Origin of the sequence: Parafilimonas sp. (genome assembly GCF_051953455.1) — a bacterium.
Classification (GTDB): Bacteria; Bacteroidota; Bacteroidia; order Chitinophagales; family Chitinophagaceae; genus Parafilimonas.
This window is the reverse complement of record NZ_JBQCIT010000032.1, coordinates 1-25,847: the sequence shown is the minus strand read 5'-3', so window position 1 is coordinate 25,847 and position 25,847 is coordinate 1. Positions and strand designations below refer to the sequence as shown.

Genomic DNA, 25,847 nt, shown 5'->3' with positions numbered 1-25,847 from the left:
AGGTCTTCCATTACAAAATCCCTTTCCTTATCTTCAAAAGCCTTATTTAGCTGAATTAAAATGGTGTCATCTTTCTTCTTGCCCATCAGTTGCTCACGCACTTCAGGTGCAAAATATTTAACCAGCAAAGAATTGTCTTTTTCAATACCGCCTTCAACAGCATTGCCTTCGGCATCGGCTTCAGTAAACTTCACATTTAATACATCTTCTTCATTGCTTACCGTTTCAGGTTCCGTCATTTTACCATAGCGGGAACGCAGGCGGTTTACTTCATCTTCTACCACATTATCTTCTACCTGTATTTTATAAAAAGTGCCTTTCAGGTCACCAAGATTGATATTGATATCCGGCTTTAAACCAATTTCAAAAGCAAAGGCATAATCGCCGGGAGTATTCATATCCAACTGGCGGGAATCATTTTCAAACGGCAAAGGCTGTGCAAGAATGTCGAGCTTTTCATTTGTAACATAGCTGTTCAATTCTTTTTCCACCGTACGTAAAACCTCTTCTGTAAAAACTGACTGGCCATACATTTTTTTAACCAGGCTGGAAGGAACCATTCCTTTTCTAAAGCCGGGGATGTTGGCATTCTTAGCATAGGTTTTTAAGCTTTTTTCAAAAGAAGGCATATAGTCTTCCTTTGAAAGATTTACGGTGAGCTTATCGTTAAGCTGTCCAATATTTTCGCGTGTAATAGTTGCCATAATATAGTAAGTTGAATCGTTGAAGGCTGATTAGTTGATAAGTAAACACCTATCAACTAATAACTTATAAACCTGTCAACTACAAAAAAAGTGCGGATGATAGGAATCGAACCTACATGCCTTGCGGCGCCAGATCCTAAGTCTGGTGCGTCTGCCAGTTTCGCCACATCCGCAAACGGGGCGCAAAAATAGGTAAATTGAAGATAAAAAGAAAGCTTTTGCAACGCGAAAGCTTTCTTTTAAAAAGTGTTTTAATATTTAATTAAACTTATACAGCATGCCGGTCGAAAAATCAGAAGCGTGGAATCGTCTTTAGGAATACCGTTATACCCAAAATCAATGATGAATTTACGGACCCATAATCAACTGTGGCTGGTCATCCTGTGCCTTCGATAGCGCCGGTTAGATGGCAACGGAGCTTGGGCATCAAAGAAATTAATTCACTTTTTCATTCAGCCATTGCTGCCTGCCATAACCTGGAAAAACATGTTTTTCGCTGTGATAAGAAGAACGCACCAGCGGGCCGCTTTCCACATAATCGAATCCGAGCGAATAGCCTATTTCCCTGAATTCTGCAAATTCATCCGGATGCACAAAACGCTCAACCGGCAAATGTTTGGCAGTTGGCTGCAGGTATTGGCCGAGCGTAAGCACATCAAGGTTTACTGCGGCAAGGTCATTCATTGTTTCAATTACCTCTTCTTTAGTTTCGCCAAGGCCGAGCATAATGCCCGTTTTGGTACGAACACCCAGCTCTTTTAAATAACGGAGCACTTCAAGACTGCGGCGGTATTTTGCCTGTATGCGTACCTGCCGGGTCAACCGCTCAACGGTTTCCACATTATGGCTGATGACTTCCGGCGCCGCTTCAACTACCCTTGCAATATTCTCATGCTGGCCTTTAAAGTCGGGGATTAAAGTTTCGAGCGTTGTATCGGGATTGAGCGCTTTTACAGCTTTAATGGTATTGAACCATATAGTTGAACCGCCGTCCTTGAGTTCATCGCGGTCAACGCTCGTAATCACGGCATGCTTTACTTTCATTAAATGGATGGCTTCTGCCACACGCTGCGGCTCATCCCAGTCAACAGGTTCCGGCCTGCCGGTGGCTACGGCGCAGAAACCGCAACTGCGGGTGCAAATGTTGCCCAATATCATAAATGTTGCTGTTCCGGCGCCCCAGCATTCACCCATATTCGGGCAATTGCCGCTTTCGCATATTGTATGAAGTTTGTGGGTATCTACAAGGTTGCGTACGTATTTATAGCTTTCACCAATAGGCAATTTTACGCGTAACCAGTTTGGCTTTTGATATCCTGGTTTGATATTTTGCTGCGATGCGCAGGCTGTTGTTTGTTCCATGCTTCTAATCTCCTTTTTTAATTACAACATAACCTATCTCAAATTGCCTGAATCATTTTTCGCTAAACGAAATCCAAACAATTTTAAAACAGGTAAAATTATGATTAAAGCCGGTTATGGAGAAATTTAGGCAACCAAGCAACTACAGCATGATTGATTTTACTTTTTTGTTACAGTTATGTTTCGCCTTTTGGCTGCTGGTTTTGTTTTTACGTTCTTTACCTGCTTTGCAGATTTCTTTACCGTTGTTTTTGCGCGGTTACTTTCCCATATTTTATTGCTTGTTTTTTCAACCTGCGATATTGTTTTTTTAGAAATAACAGATTTATCTTTTAATGTAACATCTTTCTCCGATGCATACTTGTCGTTATGTTTAATGAGCAGCCAGCTATTCTCACCCTGGTAATTGGTTTTAACCAAAGCAAATTCGCCTTTTAGCTTTTTGCCATGCATTACGATTTTTAAACTGCCGGCATGTAACTGCTTTAATAAAAACTTTTCATTCTCCTTTTTGTTGCCTGTGTCTTCCAGTGGCGTATAAGTGCCTTCATCCCAAACAATCACAGTGCCAGCGCCATAATTACCTTCCGGAATTATACCTTCAAATGCCCTGTAATCAAAAGGATGGTCTTCTACCATCATAGCCAAACGTTTATCTTCCGGATTAAGCGAAGGGCCTTTAGGCACCGCCCAGCTTTTCAACACACCCTCCATTTCCAAACGAAAATCATAATGCAGGCGGGATGCATCGTGTTTCTGCACCACGAATACCAATTCATTTTTTAAAGCTTTGCCGCCGGTGGGTTCCGGTGTTTTAGTAAAGCTGCGTTTCTTTTTATATACGGAAAGGCTCATGAATTTTTTTTAAGTAGTATATCAAATAACCCGCCAAAGCGATAAGAGCCCTGGCTTCAAAAACTTTTGGGTTTGTGTAAACATTGTAAAAACCTTAAAGGCTTTAGTTATGATTAATTTTTATTATTGCATAAACGGGTAATAATAATCATCACTAATAAGTAATAATGAAACGGAACATGATGTTTTCTCTTATACAAGGGTATGGCTGTTTGCGGAGTTCAATTGGACAACTAAAAAAAACAAAAAATACACGAATTAATTTAAAGCAAGCATTCGTTTTCCTGCTTTGCACTATTGGCTTAAATTCTTTAAATGCTCAGAAATTTTATAAACAAACTGCCGATTCGCAACATTGGGTTGACAGTGTGTTTAATTCTTTAACCCCTGTTCAGCGCATAGCACAATTAATGGTGGTGCGTGAAAGTACGGTTGCCTCCGGCAGGCCCGTATATTTAAATGCAAAAGTGGAGCAACTTATACGCGATTATAATATTGGTTCTATCTGTTTGTTCCAGGGTGGTCCCATAAAACAAGCCGGGTACATTAATTATTTTCAGCAAATAGCGCAAACACCTTTAATGGTTTCCATTGATGGCGAAACAGGTTTGGGCATGCGCATGACAGACAGTGTTTTTAAATTTCCCGACCAGCTTACCATTGGCGCTGTACAGGATGCCGCCATTGCTTATGAAGTGGGCAGGGCCATCGGCGAACAATGTAAGCGCATAGGCATACAGGTAAATTATGCACCGGTGGTTGACATTAATAATAACCCCAATAATCCTGTAATCAACTTCCGTTCTTTTGGTGAAGACAAATACAAAGTGGCTTTGCTTGGCACACAATTAATGCGCGGCATGCAGGAAGAGAATGTAATGGCCTGCGCCAAGCATTTTCCGGGTCATGGCGATGTAAGCGTTGATTCGCATCTTGATTTACCGGTTATTTCAAAATCGTTTGGTGCGCTGGATTCACTGGAATTATATCCTTTCAAAACTTTATTTAACGAAGGCGTGGGCAGCGTAATGATTGCGCATTTAAGTATTCCTGCTATTGATAAAACGCCGCATCTTCCCACCTCTTTATCGCAAAAAAATGTAACCGATCTTTTAAGGCGGGATCTTGGTTTTAAAGGCATTTCTTTTACTGATGCGCTGGAAATGCAGGGTGTTGCCAAATATTATCCGCAGGGGGATGCTGCCGTAAAATCTTTACTGGCCGGCAATGATATGCTTTGCCTGCCCGGCGATGTGCCACAGGCCATTCAAAGAATCCAGGCTGCTATTGCCAATAAAATTTTAGATTCAATTGATATTGATAACCGTGTAAAAAAAGTATTGCTTGCAAAATATAACCTGGGATTAAACAAGGTTGGCTACATCAATCCAAATAATCTGTATAATGATTTAAATAAAGACGTATTGGCCCTAAGAAGAAAAGTGGCAAGGCAGGCCTTTACTTTACTGCGATTGAAGGATCATGACCTGTTTCCGTTAAAGCCCGGTAAAAAAATTGCATACGTAGGCGTTGGTGAATTAGATACAAGCAGCGCTCTATCTATTTTTCTTGAAATTGAAAAAGATGCCGATGTGTATTTAATGAATTATAACGATAATGCTGCGGTAGCTGCTTCCATAGAAAAAGCTGTCAACGGCAAATATGATGCAGTTGTAATCGGTGTTCACCACCTCAATAAATATCCTGCAAGAAATTTTGGTTTACCGGCCAATGCGCTTGGGCTTATAAAAAATCTTCAGTCTAACAATAAAGCTTTAACCATGGTTTTTGGCAACCCATACGCGTTAAAGAATTTCTGTGATGCAGATAATATTATGGCCTGTTATGAAGATGATGCAATTTTCCAGGAGGCTGCGTTTGCCTGGCTGGAAGGTGAATTTGTAGCATCTGGTAAATTGCCTGTAACAGTTTGTGATGCTTTTCATTACGGCGATGGTATTGTAAATCTTGGATTAAAAGAATTACAAACTGCAAGCCCCGCTTCAGTTGGCTTAGATAGCACAAAGCTTTTTACAATCGATAGCCTGGCCAGCGATGCCATTGCCAAACATGCAACACCAGGTTGCGTGGTGATGGTTGTAAAGGATAATAAGATTGTTTTGGATAAAGCTTATGGCAAACTTACTTATTATACCAATGAACCAACAACATTACAAACTGTTTATGACCTTGCTTCTGTAACAAAAATTTCTGCAACCACTATATCCGTAATGAAATTATGGGAAGAAGGTTTGCTGGATCTTAATAAAACGCTTGGTTATTATTTGCCCTGGGTTCGCGGCACTAATAAAAGCACCTTAACCTTAAGGGATGTATTGCTGCACCAGGCGCGGCTGGTTGCTTATATACCGTTCTATAAAGAAATAATTGATGCCAACGGAGAACCTTTTCCGGGTTACTTTGAACATTACAGCGATGATTCAGTTTATACGGTGCATGTAGCCGATACCATGTATATGCGTAAAGATTGGGTTGATACTATTTATCAGCGCATACTGCAAAGCAAACTATACCCAACAAAAAAATATGTTTACAGCGATAACGATTTTATTTTTCTCGGGAAGATAGTAGAACAATTAACCGGCATGCCTTTGAATGAATATGTTGCCAAAACATTTTATAAGCCTATGCATTTATATAACACCACTTTTAAACCCAACGAACATATTGCCATAAATAATATTGCCCCAACAGAAGATGAACAATATTTCCGTTTGCAATTGCTGAGAGGTTATGTACACGATCCCGGGTCTGCCATGTTTGGCGGCGTTGCAGGCCATGCCGGTTTGTTCAGCAATGCACATGATCTTGCTATTTTATATTCTATGTTGCTGAACGGCGGCGTGTGGGGTGGCGTGCGTTATTTAAAGAAAGAAACCATTGATTATTTCACGGCTTATCACAGTAAGATCAGCCGCAGGGGTTTGGGATGGGATAAGCCTGAGAAAAATAATGCCAAAGAAGATATTCCATATCCATGCTTAAGCGCTTCGCCGCAAACCTTTGGCCACACAGGTTTTACCGGCATCAGCGTGTGGGTAGATCCAAAATATGATCTTGTTTTTATTTTTCTTTCCAACCGCGTTAACCCCGAGGGCGGATCAAACGGCAGGCTCAGTACTTTAAAGGTGCGCATGAATATGATGGAAGCTGTTTATCAATCTATGATCAAATAATAAGACTAAAGGGTTAAGGTTTGCCGGCAAGGTATGGGAAAAAATATCGTTAAGATCAAGCCTTTGTGCCTCCGTGTCTTGGAGGCATTACGGTTATTTACAACATATCTTTGGACAACAAGTTTTCAAATTTATAATTACATCATATGGCACAGAAAGATTCAAAAGCAAAGCATAAAACATTATTCAGCAAAGATTCACTCAGCTTCCTGAAAGCATATATCAACACGGCATCACCTGTTGGCTTTGAAAGCAGCGGGCAAAAAGTCTGGCTTAATTATATCAAAGATTATGTGGATACAACCTTTACCGATCCTTATGGCACTGCAGTGGGTGTGATTAATTCCGATGCCCCGTTCAGGGTTGTAATAGAAGCGCATGCAGATGAAATAAGCTGGTTTGTAAATTATATAAACGACCAGGGTTTGATTTATCTTAAACGCAATGGCGGTGTTGACCACCAGATTGCGCCGGCCATGCGGGTAATTATTCATGGCAGGAAAGGCCCCGTAAAAGCAGTGTTCGGATGGCCGGCTATTCATACGCGGCATTCATCTCCCGATGCCAAAGAGCCGCAGCCAAAACCGGATAATTTATTTCTTGATTGCGGCGCCCGCAATAAAAAAGAGGTGGAAGCTTTAGGCATACACATCGGCTCTGTTGTTACTTACCAGGATGGTTTTGATGAATTGGCAAATAACTATTTTATTGGCCGTGCCATGGATAACCGCGTTGGTGGTTTTATGATTGCAGAAGTAGCAAGGCTTATTAAACAAAATAAAAGCAAACTGCCTTTTGGTTTATATGTTGTAAATGCGGTGCAGGAAGAAATTGGCCTTCGCGGCGCTGAGATGATTGCCCGCAGGATAAAACCCAACATTGCCATTGTTACCGACGTAACACATGATACAACAACGCCCATGATTAATAAAATTATTGAAGGCGATATTGCCTGCGGCAAAGGGCCCGCATTAGCCTATGCACCTGCTATTCATAACAAGCTATTATCATTTGTAGAAGGCATAGCTGATAAGAAAAAAATTCCTGTGCAATGGCGCACACTAAGCCGGTCAACCGGAACGGATACAGATAGCTTTGCTTATGCCAATGATGGCTGCCCTTCCGTTTTAATTTCAATACCGTTGCGTTACATGCATACCACTGTTGAAATGCTGCACCGTGATGATATTGAAAATACCATTCGTTTAATGTATGAAACCGTTACAGCATTAACGCCGGCAACCAATCTCCGCTATTTATAGCTGTTTCGTGAATTGTCAATCGTGAGGCGTGAATGTAGGAGCATAATGGATTACTTAAAAGTTGTCGTGGTCAGGCACATCAAGCGCCTGATCATAAACTTACAAAGAATGAAAGCGCCAATGTACTATAATCAGATTTCAAAGCTTTCACGTTTCACGTAAAAAATTTCATCGCTTTGCAGCAACAATATGATTATATCATTGCGGGCGCCGGATGTGCAGGCTTAAGCTTGCTGCACAGGATGATGATGCATCCTTTCTTTAATCAAAAAAAAATATTACTGGTTGATAAGGATGCAAAAAACATCAATGATAAAACCTGGTGTTTTTGGGAGAAGCAAAATGGCTTATTTGAAAGCATTGTGCATCATCGCTGGCAACAAATAGATTTTTATTCAAACCATTTTTCTGCACGTTACGATCTTGCGCCTTATCAATACAAAATGATCCGCAGCAATGATTTCTATGCTGCTGTTTTAGATAAAGCCAAATCATTTTCGAATATTGAGATTGTATATGATGAAATAAAAACAATATCAAACAAAGAGATATATGCTGCCATAACAACAAGCAGTAATATATACTATTCAAACTATCTTTTTAACAGTATCATTTTCAATAACTGGAAACAGGAAGCTTTAAATCAAAAGGATGTTCATGTTTTATTACAACATTTCAAAGGCTGGCTTATTGAAACGGAAACAGAAGTTTTGGATGAGCGTATTGCAACATTCATGGACTTCAGGATAAGCCAGGAAAAAGGAACGGCATTCATGTATGTTTTACCTGTTGCAAAAAACCGGGCGCTTATTGAATACACTTTGTTTTCTGAAAACATGTTGAATGATAATGAATACAATAATGCGCTTAATCATTATATCAATGACCAGTTAAAGATTAATGAATATAAATTACTGCACACGGAAAGCGGCGTTATTCCCATGACGAATTATGCGTTCTCAAAAGGTGAAGGGCGTATTATAAATATTGGCGCAGCAGGTGGCCAGACCAAGGGCAGCAGCGGTTATACTTTTCAATCCATCCAAAAACATTCAGCGAAAATTATTGAAGCGTTAGTGAAAGATAAAAACCCGCTACAGTTGTCATCTGTTTTTGATAAACGGTTTCTTTTATACGATGGCATTTTACTGCATGTTTTAAAGCATAAAAAGATGAGTGGTGATGCATTGTTTGCCCAGCTTTTTAAAAGCAATGCACCGCAGGCAGTTTTCAAATTCCTGGATAACGAAACCAACATTAAAGAAGAATTAAAAATAATGAACAGCGTTTCGTTGCGTGCATTTTTACCTGCTACATTTAAACAGCTTATGCGGCGTCTGTAAGTTCCACCGGCATTGCCAGGCTGGCCAGGCATTTGTAACTTTAAAAGCATTTGCAAAAAACTGAAAACCTTCTTCTATTTTTATTCTTCAATAAAACGATTACAGCTATATGAAACCTCCAATATTTGTTATAGGGAGCTCCAATACAGATATGGTGATAAAAGCAGATCATCTTCCGCAACCTGGTGAAACTATTTTGGGAGGCATTTTTTTTATGAATCCCGGCGGCAAGGGCGCTAACCAGGCTGTGGCTGCAGCAAGGCTGAACGGCAATGTTACTTTTATATGCAAAACAGGCAATGATATTTTCGGAAAACAATCCATACAATTATTTGAAGCCGAGGGCATCAATACGCGGTTTATTCTTTCCGATGATAAAAATCCTTCCGGCGTTGCATTAATAACAGTTGATAAAAATGCAGAGAACTGTATTGCCGTGGCTTCAGGCGCCAACGCAACACTTACACCAAAAGATATTGAAAACGCAACAGCAGAAATTGCAGGGGCAGCTATTGTTTTAATGCAGCTTGAGATACCGGTTAATACGGTTAACTGGGTTGCCGCATTTGCAGCAGCGAATAATGTAAAAGTTATTCTGAACCCTGCACCGGCTTGTGAATTGCCTGAAGCATTCTTTAAAAACATAGCCATTATAACTCCTAATATGAGGGAAGCAGAAATGCTCTCCGGCATCAACATAAAAGATATGGATTCTGCTATACAGGCAGCTAATATTATTAAGCAAAAAGGAGTAGCGACCGTAATAATAACACTCGGCGATAAAGGTGCGCTGATAGTAACAGATACAATAACAGAAATGATAACAGCGCCTTTTGTTGAAGCAGTTGATACAACAGCGGCCGGAGATGTTTTTAATGGGGCATTGGCTGTAGCCATTGCAGAAGGATTGCCGGTTTTGGATGCGGTTACATTTGCCTGCAAAGCGGCTTCCATTTCAGTAACACGCATGGGCGCACAGGCATCTTCACCATACAGAAATGAAATAGATTTTTAACCCGCAATAAAGATTGTTTATTTAAATAATTCAACTGAAAAATAAATTACAGTATGAAAAAAATGATACTTATAATAGCTGTTCTTGCATCCTTTGAATGTTTTGCGCAAACAAAAGATATAACCTTTACCAAACAACAGCTACAGAATAAAATCAAAGGCGGCTGGGCCGGGCAAACTATCGGCGTAACATTTGGCGGGCCTTATGAGTTTCGCTTTAATGGCACATTCATCGGCGATTATCAGAAGCTGTTATGGAATGACACCTTGCTTAAACATAACATGATATATAATCCTGGTTTGTATGATGATTTGTATATGGACCTGACCTTTGTAGATGTATTCGAAAAGCATGGACTTGATGCACCGCTTGATTCTTTTGCGAATGCTTATGCTAATGCCGGGTATATGTTATGGCATGCTAACCAGGCCGGCCGCTATAATATTCTTCATGGTATAAAAGCGCCGCAAAGCGGTTACTGGGAAAACAATCCGCATGCAGATTGTATAGATTACCAGATAGAAAGTGATTTCGCAGGACTTATGAGCCCTGGCATGCCTAATGTGGCTTCTGCCATCAGCGATAAAATTGGGCATATTATGAATTACGGCGATGGCTGGTATGGCGGCGTTTATGTAGGCGCTATGTATACGCTGGCGTTTACTTCATCAGATATAAATTATATCGTTTCCGAAGCATTAAAAACAATACCTGCAGAAAGCAATTTTTATAAATGTATGCATGATGTAATTGGCTGGCACAAACAATATCCAAACGACTGGAAGGCCACGTGGTTTGAGGTGCAGAAAAAATGGGCCAATGATGTTTCCTGCCCGGAAGGTGTATTCCGACCGTTTAATATTGACGCTACGGTAAACGCCGCCTATGTTGTGATTGGTTTGTTATACGGCAATTATGATTTTACAAAATCGCTTGAAATAGCAACGCGGTGCGGCCAGGATGCAGATTGTAATCCTTCAACAGTTGGCGGTATTTTAGGCACTTTGTTAGGGTATGATAAAATTCCGGCTTACTGGAAACAGGGATTAAAAGAAGCAGAGGATATAGATTTCAAATACACTACCATGAGCCTTAATGATGTATATGACATCGGTTATAAACAAGCGCTGGAGAACATACAAAGGAATGGTGGCAACATTAGAGAAGACAAAGTAATTATCAAAACACAACAACCTGTTGCCGTAAAATTTGAAAAGAGTTTTGATGGGTTATACCCCGTTGCCAGAATACCTGTTAACTGGTCTGATAAAAAAGACGCTATCCGTTTTAATTATGAAGGAACCGGTTTTGTAATAACAGGTAATACTGCACAATGGGGAAGCTCAACCGATTTTGTTTTTTATACTGAATTGTATGTTGACGGCAAACTGGTTGAAAAGCCTGAGCTTCCGGCAAGCTATACCACGCGCCGTTATGAGCTTGCCTGGAAATATAAATTACCTGCGGGTAAACATGCGGTTGAATTAAAGATTTTAAATCCTTCAGACAAAGAAAGTATTACAGGTGTGGAAGCTATTTATTATTCCAATAAGCCCATTAACGGCATGAAAGAAAACGAAGCGGATGCGGCGGCCATGAAGTGATCATTATAGTTTAGTTACGGCCTCCTAATTTTTAAACTTTAATACAGCTATCATGTTCATCGTTCACGATTATGCTTTAGCCATTGTTTTTTGTTTCATTACCATGCTTTGCTGGGGCTCCTGGGCCAACACGCAAAAACTTGCCGAAAAGAACTGGCGGTTTGAATTATTTTACTGGGATTATGTTACGGGCATACTTGTATTCTCCATTATCAGTGCCATTACATTAGGCAGCATGGGCGCACAGGGAAGAAGTTTTATAGATGATATAAAACAAGCAGACGGTAATAATATCCTGAGTGCTTTAATTGGCGGTGTTATATTCAATGCGGCCAATATATTGTTCTCTGCAGCCATAGCCATTGCAGGCATGGCCGTTGCTTTTCCGGTTGCTATAGGATTAGCGTTGGTGCTGGGCGTAATTGTGAATTATACGGCATCACAGAAAGGTGATGCCATGTTTTTATTTGTTGGCGTTGCTTTGGTAACAATTGCCATTATCATTAATGCCATTGCTTATAAAAGAAACAGTAAGGGCGATAAAAAGCCTTCCTCAAAAGGCATTATTATTTCATTGGTTGCCGGTGTGCTTATGTCGTTCTTTTACAGGTTTATTGCAGCCTCGATGGATCTCGAGAATTTTGAAAACCCTGTTGCAGGAAAGATGACGCCCTATACGGCTGTTTTTATTTTCTCCTGCGGCATCTTCATCAGTAATTTTGTTTTCAATACCATCTTAATGAAAAAGCCATTTGATGGCGCGCCTGTTGCTTACAGTGATTATTTTAAAGGCAATTTTAAAACGCATCTCACCGGCATTTTAGGTGGCTTAATTTGGGGGCTGGGCAACTCACTTAATCTTATCGCTGCCGGTAAAGCAGGCGCCGCTATTTCTTACGGTCTTGGCCAGGGCGCAACACTTATTGCTGCTTTGTGGGGTGTATTTATATGGAAAGAATTTCGCAATGCACCGGCCGGTACTAATAAACTGCTTGCCTTTATGTTCCTGTTTTTTATAGCAGGTATTGCGCTGATAATTATAGCAGGGCTTTAAATGCCGTTTGAGTTATTAGTAAGGACTAATTATGAATAACGGTCAGACGCTTCAGGAAGCTGCTTGGTTTTTTGAAACGTGTCAGACCGGTGGCGAACGATAATATCATTTATTAATGCAAACATAGAAACTGCTTAATCCCACAAAAATCATCCGCCTATTTTATTCAATAAAAGATTTGTTTTAATTGAAGTTTTTCATAATAAATTGTGCATATAACAAACTAATTTATGGAAGACCTGCAATCCGTTTTTGCCCAAACAGGAGAGCTGCTATCAGATAAACAGTTAAATGATAAAAGCCTGTTGGTGCAGCCTGTACAGGTTATCGCAGATAAAGCCCATCCTGTAGATGCGGGTGGTGTAACCTTTTCCATTGGTGCCAACACAAACTTATCTGTGCAGTTGTTTAATGATGAAGATGATATAGACAGCGATGGTTTCCTGGCAACCAACGATGCCGATATAAATTTCAATACAAATACTGATGCTTATTTAAAGTATGCGATAGTTGTAAATGCCAAAGCAAATGCAGAAGGGAAAAGCACCTCAGATATTGGCTTTAATTTTTTTGTTTCGGCCGACCTTCTTTTAAAAAATTTATTTTATAAAAAGCACAGCAACGCAGATAAGATAAATGATGATTTTATTTATGATGTACGCCATTTTAAAACCATCTTCAGGTTTGAAGATGTGGAACAACTGGAATTGAATGATGCACTTTGTTTCAAAGCCACCACTCAGCTTTCTTCTAACATTACTATAAGCTGGAGCAATATTTTTTCTCAAAGCCTTTCATTACTTGCAAAAAAACTGCCTGTTCCTGTCACATTGGATATTCAGCTTTCGCCTTCTTTCTCTGCAACATTTAATTTAAATGTAACAGACGATTTTAATTATTTCATTAAAAAAATTAATGCTGATACCTGCCTCGTAAAAATTTCAAAAGCTAAAAACACAAAGGCCGGCTTAGCGGCGGGTCTTGCTATAAGCGCCGGTTTTGCAGACCCTGCTAAATCTGAAGAACAATTAAATATTTTATTTGATGCTGTTGTTAAAAGCTTAACAGGTTATAAGCGGACAGATGTGGAAGATGCCATCATTAAATTTCAAAATGCTGCAAATTCATTAACAGGTGCAGAAAAACAGGCAATAGATACACTGGCAGGCATTTTTAAATTAGGTACTGTAACCAACTTGCCTGTTAAGGTTGCTGCCGCATGGCAGTCGCTGAAGGAGGATATAACAAAAACAATTGCCGTTATTGCCACTGCGCATGTTGAAGCATCTTTTACCTATGAATACAGTTTAATTAAAGAAAACAAAGAATTTCTATCTATTAATATTCCAACTGCAACGTTGCAAACTTATCATGGCGGCTTGCTTCGGTTTAATACAGAGGATATTATTGACGCCATCAGGAATAATACGCAAGGCATTCAGTTAAATACTTACCTGAATCAAAAAACAGTTGATATTAAAAGAACATGGGGATTTGGTTTAAAAATTTTTGGAGTAGAATTGCTTGGTAAAGATTTCAGCAACTACAATGCTGTAACGAGGAGTGATATTAATGGAAACAGCCAGGTTATTGCAGATTACAGTAAAGGTTATAACTGGCAATTAGGTAAAGGTAAGGGAACATGGATGGGCGAATTCATGTGCCATATGCCTACCTATTCTAAATATAAGACAGCCACCTTAAATGAATTTGATTACGCCTTGCAATTAACTACTGCACTAACCGATCCTCATGTAAGCGCTAAAGATCTCAAAGAATATTTAGATACAGCCGTTTTAACCGGGGCTATAAAACAGGATGATACAGATAAATTGTTCAATCAGTATTTCAATATAATTGCTGATAAACCTGTTACGATACAAACACAGGTTATATTTAATGAAAACGTTTTTCAAGCCCTCATTCTGCAGCTTGGCCATAATGGGTGGAACAGTGATACCATTATACGTTTTGCTGACGCTCTTTCCGCCGCTATGAAATTTATACCTGAATACAGCCTGAGAAGCACGGTACAAAAACGTATCAGCACCTATACCGGTTTCTGGAGAAAGTTTATAACCGGAGGTTTTTCTGATGACCCCGGGGAAATTGCAGCTATTGTATCAGATACAATAGGCAATGTTGATGACCCGGATCACCTGGCAGTTTTTGAAGAAAGCGGATGGACGATAACCAACGATACATTCGCCGGCATTGTTCATATTCATCCTGGATTAAAAGATAATGTAAGAGGATTCATTAACGGTATATCTAATCTTACAACCGGTATTACTGCCAATAAAAATTATGATTCAAAGAAATTCAACCGGGATGTTTACAATAACCTCAGTCCTTTGTTTACGCAAATATTTTATATAAGGGCATTGAGCTATTTTTTGGTACAATATGCAGCCGGCGCAGGCTTGGCAGATGAGGTGATTAAAGTTTTTACACTTACTTATGGTTCCGGCAGTGATGAGCAGGTTATTAATTTCGCTTTTTAACTGATACATATTTCAATAAACGTTAAGGGCAGTTTTTACTAATTGCGTTTCGAAGTTTCAGTTTTGAAATTTCCATCCTTGCCATTTTTGGCACGAAAATTTAATATCCAATCCCAAACCTTACACATGAAAAAATTTATTCCTGCCGCATTTATGGCGTTGTTGGCTGCCTGTAATAGTTCATCATCTACTACATCTGCTGAAGATACAATGGTAGTGACGCCCAATACCGATGTTACCGCCGACACTACAACTATCGTTACAGAAGTATATACTCCCACCGAGGGCGATGTTATTTATAAAGATGGTAAAACCATGGTTATGCGTAACGGCGATTGGGTGGTAGTTGATAAAGAAATTACGCTTGATAACGGTGTTGTAGTTTACAGAGATGGTAAAGTAAGAAAAGATAAAGCAGAGATAAAGCTTGAAGAAGGCGAAGTGGTAAATAAAGCGGGTAACTTTTTCGACAGAACAGGCAAGGCTATTGATAATGCCTGGCAGGATACAAAAGATGCGGTTAAAGATGCCGGGGAGGCTGTGGGTGACGCTGCAAAAAAAGCAGGCAAAAAAATAGACACCATTTTTGATAAAAAGAAATAATCATATAAATACATTTTACAAGCATGTATTTAAATTAAAAAGTCCTGTAATGCCGGGACTTTTTAATTTTGTTTATGAACATATTTTATGGCAACCGCGCCACTAACTTCTCCGGCATTAGTTTTAAAACATTATAGATGATCTTCCATTTAAAACCGGGTACAATAGTAAAACGGTTTGGCGTGTAAACAACCGGCTTTGCTATAAAAGAAGGTTCCAGCATTAATGATTCGGGCAAGTTGAGACCTGCTGTCATTTTGCTGCGTATATATCCGGCTACAATTACATGTACGCTTATATTCCGGGGGAAAAGATATTGCCTTAAACCAGCGAGATATTGTGTAAAGGCAGATTTGGTGCTCCCATAAATAAAATTGCTTTTTCTGCCCCTTACGCCGGAAAGCGATGAAAGGCCAATAATCTTTTCAAGACCGGTATTGCTCTTGTCATTAACGATAATATTTAAGATGGAAACAGCGCCGCAGTAATGAACTTTCATCATTTGAAAACTGCCGTCCCAATCAACCATTGCCTGTTCATTGTTTTTTAAAAAGCCTGCTGCATACAATACAATATTTGGTTTGAAAGGAAGATTATTATAAAACTGCTGATGGGTATCAAAAGCTGTGGCATCAAAATATTCTACTGCTACGTTGGTAGTAAAGCCTTGCTGTTCAACAAATGCATTCAATTCATTTATGCTTCTTGATGCGGCTATAACCCGGCATCCTTCTTTAATATATAATTTGATGGCTTCTTTGGCTACATCGGAGTTGGCGCCCAATACAAGAACAGTTTTATTTGATAGCTGCATGATTATTCAAATGTAAAACGCATCCCGCATTAGTGAAAATCAATCCTTCCTCAATTTCTTGCTATCTATGGCAGCGTAAGACCCTGCCTCAATAAAGAAGATAATACTATAGTTATTTTTATAAAAATGATTTCATTGCGTATGGAAAAGGTTCGCCGTTCCCAATGATTTTTTATGGCGGCCGGATATAAGAAAGTGATTGATTTTAAAATCAAAACCTGCGTCGCGAAATAATGCACTTGATCATTATATCACCGGCATTAAATCAACTTCTTTTTTTCCGTATCCGCGATAAGGTTTCGCGGCTCATGCCAAGATAAGAAGCAAGATAACTTAAAGGAATACGCTGGAGATATTGAGGGTTTCGTTCGAGCATATATTTATAACGCTCTTCGGGATCAAGCAATCTAAAACCATTGGAATGTTCCATTTGTTTAAAATATAAAGCCTGGAAAAAACGGAACAATATTGCATGGAGCGACATTTCATTTAAAAAAACAGGCGATGCTTCTTTTTTACTGCCGCAATAAACAATGCATTCTTCTAAGGCAACTAGATAGAATTTTGATGGTGTTTCATCGCGGAGGCTTATGAAATCGCTGGCAATGTCTTCTTCAAAGTAAAAGTTTGTATTTACTTCCCTTCCATCTTTCATTCTGAAACTGCGGATGCAGCCTTGCAAGATGAAGTAAAAATGCCTGCATACCTGTCCTTCTTTTAAAATTACCTCGCCCTTGTTAAAATGCTTTATTTGCATAACATTAGCGAATTGATTCAAGTCCTCTTCCGGGGCGTCAGCAAAAGTTCTGAGCCTTTGCTTAAACAGTTGAAGCGCCTTCTCCTTACTAAATTTTTCCATAGATCAGCAATAGGTAAACAATATATTCAGCGCCTTGCTTTAGCATCTAAATGTAAGAATTCTAATTAAATAATATTCATTTTAATAGGCTTTAATGAGCTGTTAAGAATACGGCTTCCAAGGTTAATTTGTTTATGCTTTAAAATATCAGGTATAATTTATCTTAAGTCTTTTTGCCAGCCTGGCCGTAGCTAATACCGGATCAATATCCACTGTTAATATGCCCGCTTTACCGTATGGCTGCCAGGCAATACATTTACCATCAGGGCCGATTAAAGAGGTGGCGGACTCCTGGAAACGCGTTGCATAATTTACGCTGGCAAAGTATATTGTGTTTTCAATGGAACGCATCATCATGGCTTTTTCATAATATGGATTGCCGGCATTGCCCCATTCTTTCAATTCAACGCCCTCTGTATCACTGCCGGCAAAATGCGGATGAAAAACAATGGAAGCGCCCTGCCTTGCCGCCCACCGAACCGTTTCAGGATAACGGAACCCTTCATGGCAAATGGCAATGCCAAATTTTAAACCCTGCACTTCAAATAACCGCCTGCCTTTTCCCGTAATCCATAGATTATCTTCCGAAGGGTCAAGCTGCACCTTAGGCTGATAACCTATTACATCGCCATTTTCTGAAATTACAAAAGCTACATTCAAGAAGTTTTCATCTTCATACCAATCCATTGGCAGGATGATGGCAATGGAATTTACCCTTGCTATTTCACAGGTTTTTTGCAAAGCATCTTTTAAAACTTCCGGTGAAGTTTTTTTGACATTTTCCAAATCAAGCGGGTAGCCGGGAATATATGTTTCAGGGAAACAAATAATGGCTGCTTTTTGCCGGGCCGCATCTTCCGCTAATGTTTGCAACTGCTTAATAGCATCATCTATCGATGCCGGGTATAATGGTGAAGCCAGAGCTATTTTCATATGGATAAAGGTAGGATTGTTTTTGATTTATAACCGGTGAAGCGGCGGCGTGTTCTTAATAAAAAAAGCAGGCTGCATGCATAAGGTTTATTCTCATGTCAAATAAAAAAGACCCTTAAAAGGGCCTTTGATTTTATAAAGCTGTTTCAAATATTATACGTTTAACATAAGCGGCATCACCAGCATTAAAAGCTCTTCGTTCTCCTCTTTTTCGGTGGGCTTTATTATCCCTGCTTTATTAGGGGTGGATAATTCAACTACCACATTTTCGCTTTCGGAAGCATTTAAAAGTTCAATTAAAAATTTAGCATTAAAAGCTATCTGCAAATCTTCACCATCGTATTCGCAATTCATGCGTTCGTTACCTTCTGAGCTAAAATCAACATCCTGCGCAGTAAGCTGTAATTCACTTCCGCTTATGTTTAATACAACCTGGTTAGTGCTTTTATTACTGAAGATATTAATGCGGCGCAATGCGCTTTGAAAATCGGTGCGGTTTACAGTAAGCTTATAAGGATTATCTGCCGGTATCACCACTTTATAATCAGGGAACCGTGCATCTATCAAACGGCAGCTCAGTTTTGTTTCACCATGTGTTACAAAAAAATGATTATTATTATAGCTTACGGTTATTTCATCATCATTATCAGGCAATGTATTCTTCAGCAGGTTCAACGGTTTTTTTGGAACGATAAAGTTGTCTGCATTCGCATTGGTTACATCTGTTCTTTTATAACGAACAAGCCTGTGCGCATCGGTGGCAACAAACTGCACGGCGTTCTTTGAAAGTTCAAAGAAAATACCTGTCATGGCGGGGCGCAGGTCATCGCTGCTCACGGCAAACAAAGTTTTATTAATGCCGTTTAGCAAAGCGCTGCTGGTGACTGTAAAATTGTTGGCATCATCTGCTTCCGGTGCTTTGGGAAAGTTATCGGGGTTTTCGCCCATCATTTTATATTTACCATTGTCGCTTGTAATTTCAACTGAAAAGTTTTTGTCGATATTAAAAGTTAGCGGCTGATCCGAAATGTTTTTTAAAGAATCCATCAAAATACGCGCAGGTATGCAGATTTTACCATCAGTTTTGCTTTCCACATCCATTTGAACACCCATCACTGTTTCAAGGTCGGTAGCAACAACGGTGAGTTTTTTGTCTTCAATTTCAAACAAAAAATCTTCCAGGATAGGCAATACCGTATTGGCATTTATCACACCGTTTATCTGCTGCAGATGTTTTAGTAATGCTGATGAAGAAACAATGAATTTCATTCGTACAAGTTTATTTTTTCAATGGTCTCATGAAACCTCGCGATGTACATTTCCTTGTATAAGGAAAATATCATGCTCGGTTTCATTCGTATATCTTTTATTTTTTGCGGCAATATATAGAGAAAGTTTTATTCGCCGTACAGGCAAACCTAAATCAATTTGTTTACATGCCCGCAGGCGGATATATGCATAAAAGCGCGCTGACTTAAAATGTGAATTGTTTGTGCTTAAAATTGCAAAAGACTGCAATGAAACCAGCGGAAAATTTCTGCAACGCTTTTAAGCGGTTTATATTCACAATGTTTTTTACCGGTTCTCTAATTATCTCCGATATGAAAAAATTTCTGCCGCTTTTGCTGCTGATGCCTTTTGCATCTTATGCGCAGCTTACCGTTGAACAAATAATGCGTGATCCAAAATGGATTGGTACTTCGCCATCGCAAATATTCTGGAATTACGATAGTAAATCCATTCACTTTAGCTGGAACCCGGAAAATAATACCAACGATTCTGCTTATAGCTACCAATTGGCAAGCGGCAACACAGGTAAAGAAAATTATGTTAGGGCAAAGCTTGCAGAAGATATTAATAACGGAAGATATAATGCTACCAGAACAAAAATTGTTTTTATACATAATAACGATGTTTACCTGCTTGCAACAGCCACCCAAAATATTGTACGCGTTACACAAACAAACGCCGAAGAATCAGACCCGGTATTCCTGAAAGACGATAACAAAATTGTTTATCGGCTGGATGATGACCTGTATGAATGGAACGTCTTAACCGGCAATACAAAACAGCTAACACATTTTGAAACGGGCGCTGCGCCTGCTGAAGACAAACAGCTTTCCAAACAGCAGCAATGGCTGGACAATGAAGCGTTGCGTACATCTTCTGTAATAAAAAACAGGCAGGATAAAAAAGATGCCCGCAAACAATTTCTTGAAAACAACAAGGAAGAAAAGCCACTGCGCATAATTTATACCAGCAATAAAACTGTGCAGCAGGTAACGGTAAGCAGCAACGGAAGGTTTATTGCCTATACATTATTTGAAAGAAATCCCGATGCAAAACGGGCAATCGTCCCCAACTATGTTACAAGCGACGGATATACTGCCGAAATACCCGCAGGCGCTAAAGTTGGCAGGCCAGGGGGCACTTTTTCTTTTTTCGTTTTTGATGCATTGAAAGACACGGTTATAAAAATTTCAACGGACTCCATTCCCTTCATTCATTATACGCCGGATTATGTAAAAGACTATCCGGATGCGGCAAAAGATTCTTCCGGCAATAACAGAAAGCTGCGCATTGAAAATGTTTTGTGGAATGATGAAGGCAGCTTGTGCGTGGTTGATATTTTTTCGCTGGATCAGAAAGATCGCTGGATAATGCAACTGGATGCTGCCGCCGGTAAACTTAGTTTAATAGATCATCAGCGCGATACTGCCTGGATTGCAGGCCCCGGCATTGCCTGGCTGGAACCTGCCAATATTGGCTGGATAAACAATAACAGCTTTTATTTTCAAAGCGAAGTAACGGGCTATTCGCAGTTATATACGTATAATTTCAACACAAATCAAAAGAAGGCGGTTACCGGCGGCAATTATGAAATTCAAAAAGCAATTTTAAGCCCCGATAAGAAGTCTTTTTATATCATAACTAACGAAGAACATCCCGGCAAGCAAAATATTTACAGGATAAATATTGATGGCGGCAATAAAACAAAACTCACTTCGCTCACCGGAGGTTATGAAATGTATTTATCACCTGATAACAAATACCTGGCTTATCGTTATTCCTATCAAACCAAGCCCTGGGAATTATATGTGCAGGAAGTAAAACCCGGTGCAAAACCACAACAGGTGACAAACAAGGCTATGAGCGATTCCTTTAAACTATACCCGTGGCGTGATACAAAGATTTTCACTTTTAAAGCAAGGGATGGCGCCAATGTTTATGCACGTATTTATGAACCAAAACCCGGAATAAAAAATAATGCAGCCGTGATCTTTGTGCATGGTGCAGGCTACCTGCAAAACGTGGATTATTGGTGGAGTTATTATTTCCGGGAAATGATGTTCAACAATTTACTGGCTGATAAAGGTTACACGGTATTAGATGTTGACTATCGTGCCAGCGCCGGTTATGGCCGCGATTGGCGTACCGGCATCTACCGTTATATGGGTGGAAGGGATTTGAATGATGAAGTAGATGCAGCCCGTTATCTTGTTCAGAATTTTGGAATTGATTCCACACGCATTGGTATGTATGGCGGCAGCTATGGCGGTTTTATGACGCTGATGGCTATGTTCACACAGCCCGATGTATTTAAAGCAGGCGCTGCCTTGCGGCCTGTAACAGACTGGGCGCATTACAACCATGAATATACGGCCGCTATCCTGAACGAGCCTTTTACCGACAGCATTGCGTATGCACGTTCTTCGCCCATCAACTTCGCCAGCGGTTTAAAAAACCATTTACTTATTTGCCATGGCATGGTGGATGTGAATGTGAATTTCCAGGATGCGGTGCGCTTAACACAGCGCCTGATTGAGCTGGGAAAAGATAACTGGCAGATAGCGCCTTACCCGGTAGAAGACCATGGCTTTGTAGAGCCCAGCAGCTGGACGGATGAATACAAACGCATTCTGAAATTATTTGATGACACGCTTTTGGCAAAATAATCTTCTAACCATTCTAAAAAAATACACCAGGCTCAAATAAAGCTGGTGTATTGCGCTAAAGTAATTATTTGCAACAATTATGGGAAAATACCTAATTCGGCATAGCTTGTTCCTACTTTATCAATAGCAACCACATAAGCGGCCGTACGCATGTCGGGTATTTTATTGTTTGCATGCCAGCAGGCCATAATTTCCCGCGTAGCTTCAATCATGGTTTGTTCAAGGCCGCTGTAAACAAGATCAACCTCGTCCGGGCCATGTTCAATCAACAGTTTTTCACGGCTGTCAACGGTTTTGCCGGTGAGTTCTTCCAACTGACCAATGATATGTTTATTCAGATTTTCGGTAAACCTTTTTTCCATCCTGCCATACCGCACATGGCTTAAATTTTTCAGCCATTCAAAATAAGAAACCGTTACGCCACCGGCATTCAGGTACATATCGGGAATAACGAGCACGCCTTTTTTTGACAGTATTTCATCAGCATCCGGCGTTAAAGGGCCGTTGGCTGCTTCACCAATGATTTTGGCTTTAACCCTGGCAGCATTTTCGCCGTTGATAACATTTTCCAAAGCCGCCGGAATAAGAATATCACATTCCAGCTCAAGCGCATCGCCGGTTACTTTTAAATTGATAGCGCCGGGAAAATCCAGTATAGATTTAGTACTTTTCCTGTGTTGAAATACGGCTTCTTCGTTTAAACCCTCTTCGCTATAAATAGACCCTTCAAACTCAGCGATGGCAACTATTTTGGCGCCATGTTCCCTGAAAAATTTGGCGGTATGATAACCCACATTTCCAAGGCCCTGTACAACGATGCGTTTACCAACAATACCCGTATTCAATCCTAATTTTTCCATCACATCAGGCATGGAACAAACTTCACGTATGCCATAAAAAACGCCGAGGCCGGTGGCTTCTCTTCTTCCCCTTACGCCGCCCTGGGCAACGGGTTTGCCGGTAACGCAGCCCATAGCATCCACTTCGCCTGGGTGCATGGCCATATAAGTATCCAGTATCCAGGCCATCTCCCTTTCACCCGTTCCATAATCGGGCGCAGGCACATCGGTGCCGGGGCCGATAAATTCTTTTTTAACCAGTTCGGACGTATAACGCCTTGTAATTTTTTGCAGTTCCCATGCGCTGTATTCCCTGGGGTTAATTTTAATGCCGCCTTTGGCCCCGCCAAAAGGCACATTCACAATAGCGCATTTATAGGTCATTAATGCCGCCAGCGCCATTACTTCGTCCTGGTCAACCAGTTCGCTGTATCTTATACCACCCTTGCAAGGCGTTTTATGATGTGAATGCTGTGCACGGTAGGCTTCAATTACTTCAATAGAATCATCATCGCGTTTAATGGGAAAACGCATGCGGTAAACAGAGTTGCAGGCTTTAATCTGATCAAGAATACCTTTTTCCCATTGCGTAAATTTGGCCGCTTTGTCAAAGCTCCGGGTTACACTTTCAAAAAAATTATAGTGTTTGTCTGCCATTGTAAGATCATTTTAAATTATGCTAATGAACATTTGTTTTTTATAAATAAAAAATTTTTAGCCTTTTGAAGGCCGTTCTTTTTCCAGTTTAGAGATCTTCCTGTCGAGATTAATTACGTAGATAAGTAATCCTAAAACAATTACAACAGCAACGGCCATCACCACATAAATCTTCCCGCTGCCACTCATGAAATCAGTAGGTTCTTCCTTTGATAAATCCATTTGCTGGGCATAACTGCCTGCTGCGATAAAATAAAAAGAGAGAAGAAGCGCTAATTTCCTAAGCATATTCAAATAATTTTTCTTTATACAATTGTAATCTTATTCTTAAGGTGGTTATCCAAACGCCCAGTAAGGTCCAGCCAATAACAGCCGGCCAGAAAACGAGGCGCATTTGTGGTGCAAGGTCTGAACCATTCAATGCGGGGTTGCCTTCACTGCCCTGCCCGCCCGGGTGCAAAGATTCCGTCAATCTTGGTAAAATCCAGATGGTGGGGAAAAGCATGGCAAAAGCAAATATGTTATATACGGCACTTAAGCGTGTGCGTTTGTTTTCATCATCAACAGATCCTCTTAAAACAAAGTAAGCGAGGTAAATTAATATAGCGATGGCAGCACCGTTTTGCTTGGGATCGCTGCTCCAGAATGCGCCCCACTGGTATTTTGCCCAGATAGCTCCGGTTATCAACCCCAACACGCCAAACACAATACCGCTGCGGGCATATTCGGTTGCATAATGATCGTGAATTATTTTGCCGGAGTTTAAAGATTTGATTGCATAAATAACAGAAACCGTGAAGAGAACCATCATGCAAAACCACATGGGCACATGGAAAAATAAGTTACGGATAGATTGCTGCAACCGGCCATCGAGTACCGGTATTTTTACGAGAAAACCCATGATACATGTGTACATCAGCAAAATAAAACTCAATATTTTCCACCATGATTTTCTAAGCATCTCGTTGTATTAACAGCGTATTGTTGCGTCGCGAAGTTATAGCAAAGCTTTTCAATGAATCATTAATAAATATAAAATTATTATAAGAAGTGATGTAATTCCATTTAACCAATTGAATAATTTACTGCACGATTATATTTTCTTAATTGGCAAAAACTTACCATTAGTATGATCTATTCTGTACTCAAGGATTTGGTGTTCCATTGATGCGGAAGCTATTATACCGCCCATAATACCAAACATGAAATAAGCCGTAGAGGCCATTGAGGCATTGGAAGCATCCTTAATAGTGCCTGTAAAATAAAAATCGCCATCTCTTTTTATGCCTTCATATACACCGTTTGAAGCAATAAAGTACAGTTTGCCGCCATCACAGGCTGCGAAGTAGTTTTTTGAGGTTACTGCTTTGCCTTTCTTTCCATTATCAGCCTTTGTGTAAAAAGCTGGTGTATTTCGCCTGCCTGCCTCTTCAATAAAAGATGTATCAGAAGGTTGGTTCATTTTAAAAGCTGCATAATCCTTATAAAGGCCCTTTTTGGGAAGTGTAACATTATATACAGGAATATCCGCTTTTTCTTTCATGTCTATATCGAGAATGTCTGCGTATGTCCATACCTCTTCCCGTATAGCATTTTTATCAAATTCCGCAGCCTTTTTAATAAATGAACCCAATGCGTCGCAGGCGGTTTGTTTAAGTTTTTTGGTTACATCCCAGTTAGATTTTACAGTAATGGAAGTATCAATCGAAAAAAGGAGATGGTACGAATCATTCATCCTAAAATAACAACCGGCCCTGAAAATAAATGTACCTGTTTCTGCTGTCATCTTTTCCGCTTCATATAGAAAAAAATCACGGATGTTTATTAACACAGCACCATCCTGTTTATCAGCATTGGCAATTAACCCGCCTGCAAATTCTTTTATGGCTTGGGTCATGGGTTGCTCCAGTTCTACAGGCGCTTTGCGGTTGAAAGCACCTTTTTGTACGAATCCCATATACACATCGTCAAACCGTGTATCAGCTACTTCAACAACGGAAAAAATGGAGTGGTTTATTTTAGTGGATGGAGATTCAAAATGCAGGTATTCTGGTGTTTGGGCAATAACCCCGTTACAAAAAATCACAAGGGCAACAACAAATGCTTTTTTCATGATAAGGTTGAATATTAAAGTGCAATAATAGTAAAGTATTGTAAAGAAAACAATGCTGGATTACAACCTTTGTTTCATGGCTTCATATAAAATAATACCTGCCGCAACCGAAACATTCAGCGAATCAAATTCGCCCTTCATGGGAATGGTGAAATGCGCATCGGCGGCTTTGG

At 40.0% G+C, this 25,847-nt stretch carries 21 protein-coding genes and 1 tRNA gene; 9 read left to right on the top strand and 13 right to left on the bottom strand.

The features are described from left to right. The 4 genes from ACTHN6_RS13400 to ACTHN6_RS13385 all read right to left on the bottom strand — a co-directional run. Positions 1-704: trigger factor (locus ACTHN6_RS13400; RefSeq protein WP_440436278.1), on the bottom strand; the 704-nt coding region annotated here is incomplete at its 3' end. 91 nt (positions 705-795) lie between these two features. Next, a tRNA-Leu gene (locus tag ACTHN6_RS13395) sits at positions 796-877 on the bottom strand. Positions 878-1,139: 262 nt separating this feature from the next. Next, complete coding sequence (gene lipA, locus ACTHN6_RS13390) at positions 1,140-2,066, bottom strand: lipoyl synthase (protein WP_440436277.1); 927 nt, start codon at positions 2,064-2,066, stop codon at positions 1,140-1,142. Positions 2,067-2,225: 159 nt separating this feature from the next. Further along, positions 2,226-2,921, bottom strand: coding sequence for a DNA polymerase ligase N-terminal domain-containing protein (locus ACTHN6_RS13385; protein WP_440436276.1), 696 nt, complete (start codon positions 2,919-2,921; stop codon positions 2,226-2,228). A gap of 167 nt (positions 2,922-3,088) precedes the next feature. On the opposite strand from ACTHN6_RS13385, the gene ACTHN6_RS13380 reads away from it, so the two are divergent. The 8 genes from ACTHN6_RS13380 (at position 3,089) to ACTHN6_RS13345 (ending at position 15,503) form a co-directional block, all read left to right on the top strand. Further along, positions 3,089-6,118 carry a glycoside hydrolase family 3 N-terminal domain-containing protein gene (locus tag ACTHN6_RS13380; RefSeq protein ID WP_440436274.1) on the top strand — a complete coding sequence of 1,010 codons (3,030 nt, stop codon included), beginning with the start codon at positions 3,089-3,091 and terminating at the stop codon, positions 6,116-6,118. A gap of 146 nt (positions 6,119-6,264) precedes the next feature. Beyond that, positions 6,265-7,380 carry a M20/M25/M40 family metallo-hydrolase gene (locus tag ACTHN6_RS13375; protein ID WP_440436273.1) on the top strand — a complete coding sequence of 372 codons (1,116 nt, stop codon included), beginning with the start codon at positions 6,265-6,267 and terminating at the stop codon, positions 7,378-7,380. 176 nt (positions 7,381-7,556) lie between these two features. Continuing rightward, entirely contained in the window at positions 7,557-8,723 is a 1,167-nt protein-coding gene (locus tag ACTHN6_RS13370; RefSeq protein WP_440436272.1) for a lycopene cyclase family protein, read from the top strand. A 109-nt stretch (positions 8,724-8,832) separates the two neighbouring features. Next, the gene (gene rbsK, locus ACTHN6_RS13365) at positions 8,833-9,738 is read left to right on the top strand and encodes a ribokinase (protein ID WP_440436271.1); all 906 of its coding nucleotides are present in this window, start codon (positions 8,833-8,835) and stop codon (positions 9,736-9,738) included. A 53-nt stretch (positions 9,739-9,791) separates the two neighbouring features. Continuing rightward, positions 9,792-11,342, top strand: coding sequence for an ADP-ribosylglycohydrolase family protein (locus ACTHN6_RS13360; RefSeq protein WP_440436270.1), 1,551 nt, complete (start codon positions 9,792-9,794; stop codon positions 11,340-11,342). 52 nt (positions 11,343-11,394) lie between these two features. Further along, positions 11,395-12,396 carry a GRP family sugar transporter gene (locus ACTHN6_RS13355; protein WP_440436269.1) on the top strand — a complete coding sequence of 334 codons (1,002 nt, stop codon included), beginning with the start codon at positions 11,395-11,397 and terminating at the stop codon, positions 12,394-12,396. A 230-nt stretch (positions 12,397-12,626) separates the two neighbouring features. After that, entirely contained in the window at positions 12,627-14,900 is a 2,274-nt protein-coding gene (locus ACTHN6_RS13350) for a hypothetical protein (RefSeq protein ID WP_440436268.1), read from the top strand. 126 nt (positions 14,901-15,026) lie between these two features. After that, the gene (locus tag ACTHN6_RS13345) at positions 15,027-15,503 is read left to right on the top strand and encodes a DUF6799 domain-containing protein (protein WP_440436267.1); all 477 of its coding nucleotides are present in this window, start codon (positions 15,027-15,029) and stop codon (positions 15,501-15,503) included. An 85-nt stretch (positions 15,504-15,588) separates the two neighbouring features. Here ACTHN6_RS13345 and ACTHN6_RS13340 read toward each other — a convergent pair whose 3' ends face one another. The 4 genes from ACTHN6_RS13340 to dnaN form a co-directional block, all read right to left on the bottom strand. Further along, complete coding sequence (locus tag ACTHN6_RS13340; protein ID WP_440436266.1) at positions 15,589-16,317, bottom strand: SDR family NAD(P)-dependent oxidoreductase; 729 nt, start codon at positions 16,315-16,317, stop codon at positions 15,589-15,591. A 265-nt stretch (positions 16,318-16,582) separates the two neighbouring features. Continuing rightward, positions 16,583-17,176 (bottom strand): Crp/Fnr family transcriptional regulator, encoded by a 594-nt coding sequence (locus tag ACTHN6_RS13335; protein ID WP_440436265.1) that lies wholly within the window; start codon positions 17,174-17,176, stop codon positions 16,583-16,585. 147 nt (positions 17,177-17,323) lie between these two features. Continuing rightward, positions 17,324-18,109: a carbon-nitrogen hydrolase family protein gene (locus tag ACTHN6_RS13330; protein ID WP_440436264.1), complete on the bottom strand. Its 786-nt coding sequence runs from the start codon at positions 18,107-18,109 to the stop codon at positions 17,324-17,326. 153 nt (positions 18,110-18,262) lie between these two features. Then, on the bottom strand, positions 18,263-19,378 hold the full coding sequence (gene dnaN / locus ACTHN6_RS13325; RefSeq protein ID WP_440436263.1) for a DNA polymerase III subunit beta: 1,116 nt from the start codon (positions 19,376-19,378) through the stop codon (positions 18,263-18,265). 332 nt (positions 19,379-19,710) lie between these two features. On the opposite strand from dnaN, the gene ACTHN6_RS13320 reads away from it, so the two are divergent. Continuing rightward, positions 19,711-22,065, top strand: coding sequence for a prolyl oligopeptidase family serine peptidase (locus ACTHN6_RS13320; protein WP_440436262.1), 2,355 nt, complete (start codon positions 19,711-19,713; stop codon positions 22,063-22,065). 77 nt (positions 22,066-22,142) lie between these two features. Here ACTHN6_RS13320 and ACTHN6_RS13315 read toward each other — a convergent pair whose 3' ends face one another. From ACTHN6_RS13315 to ACTHN6_RS13295, 5 genes are all read right to left on the bottom strand, one after another. Then, entirely contained in the window at positions 22,143-23,561 is a 1,419-nt protein-coding gene (locus ACTHN6_RS13315) for a Glu/Leu/Phe/Val family dehydrogenase (protein ID WP_440436261.1), read from the bottom strand. A gap of 57 nt (positions 23,562-23,618) precedes the next feature. Beyond that, entirely contained in the window at positions 23,619-23,849 is a 231-nt protein-coding gene (locus ACTHN6_RS13310; protein WP_440436260.1) for a CcmD family protein, read from the bottom strand. Continuing rightward, positions 23,842-24,522 (bottom strand): cytochrome c biogenesis protein CcsA, encoded by a 681-nt coding sequence (ccsA, locus tag ACTHN6_RS13305; protein WP_440436259.1) that lies wholly within the window; start codon positions 24,520-24,522, stop codon positions 23,842-23,844. Before ccsA ends, ACTHN6_RS13310 begins: the two co-directional genes overlap by 8 nt. A 132-nt stretch (positions 24,523-24,654) precedes the next feature. Continuing rightward, entirely contained in the window at positions 24,655-25,674 is a 1,020-nt protein-coding gene (locus ACTHN6_RS13300; RefSeq protein WP_440436258.1) for a hypothetical protein, read from the bottom strand. A gap of 60 nt (positions 25,675-25,734) precedes the next feature. Then, the coding region (locus ACTHN6_RS13295) for a TrmH family RNA methyltransferase (protein WP_440436279.1) at positions 25,735-25,847 on the bottom strand (113 nt) is incomplete at its 5' end.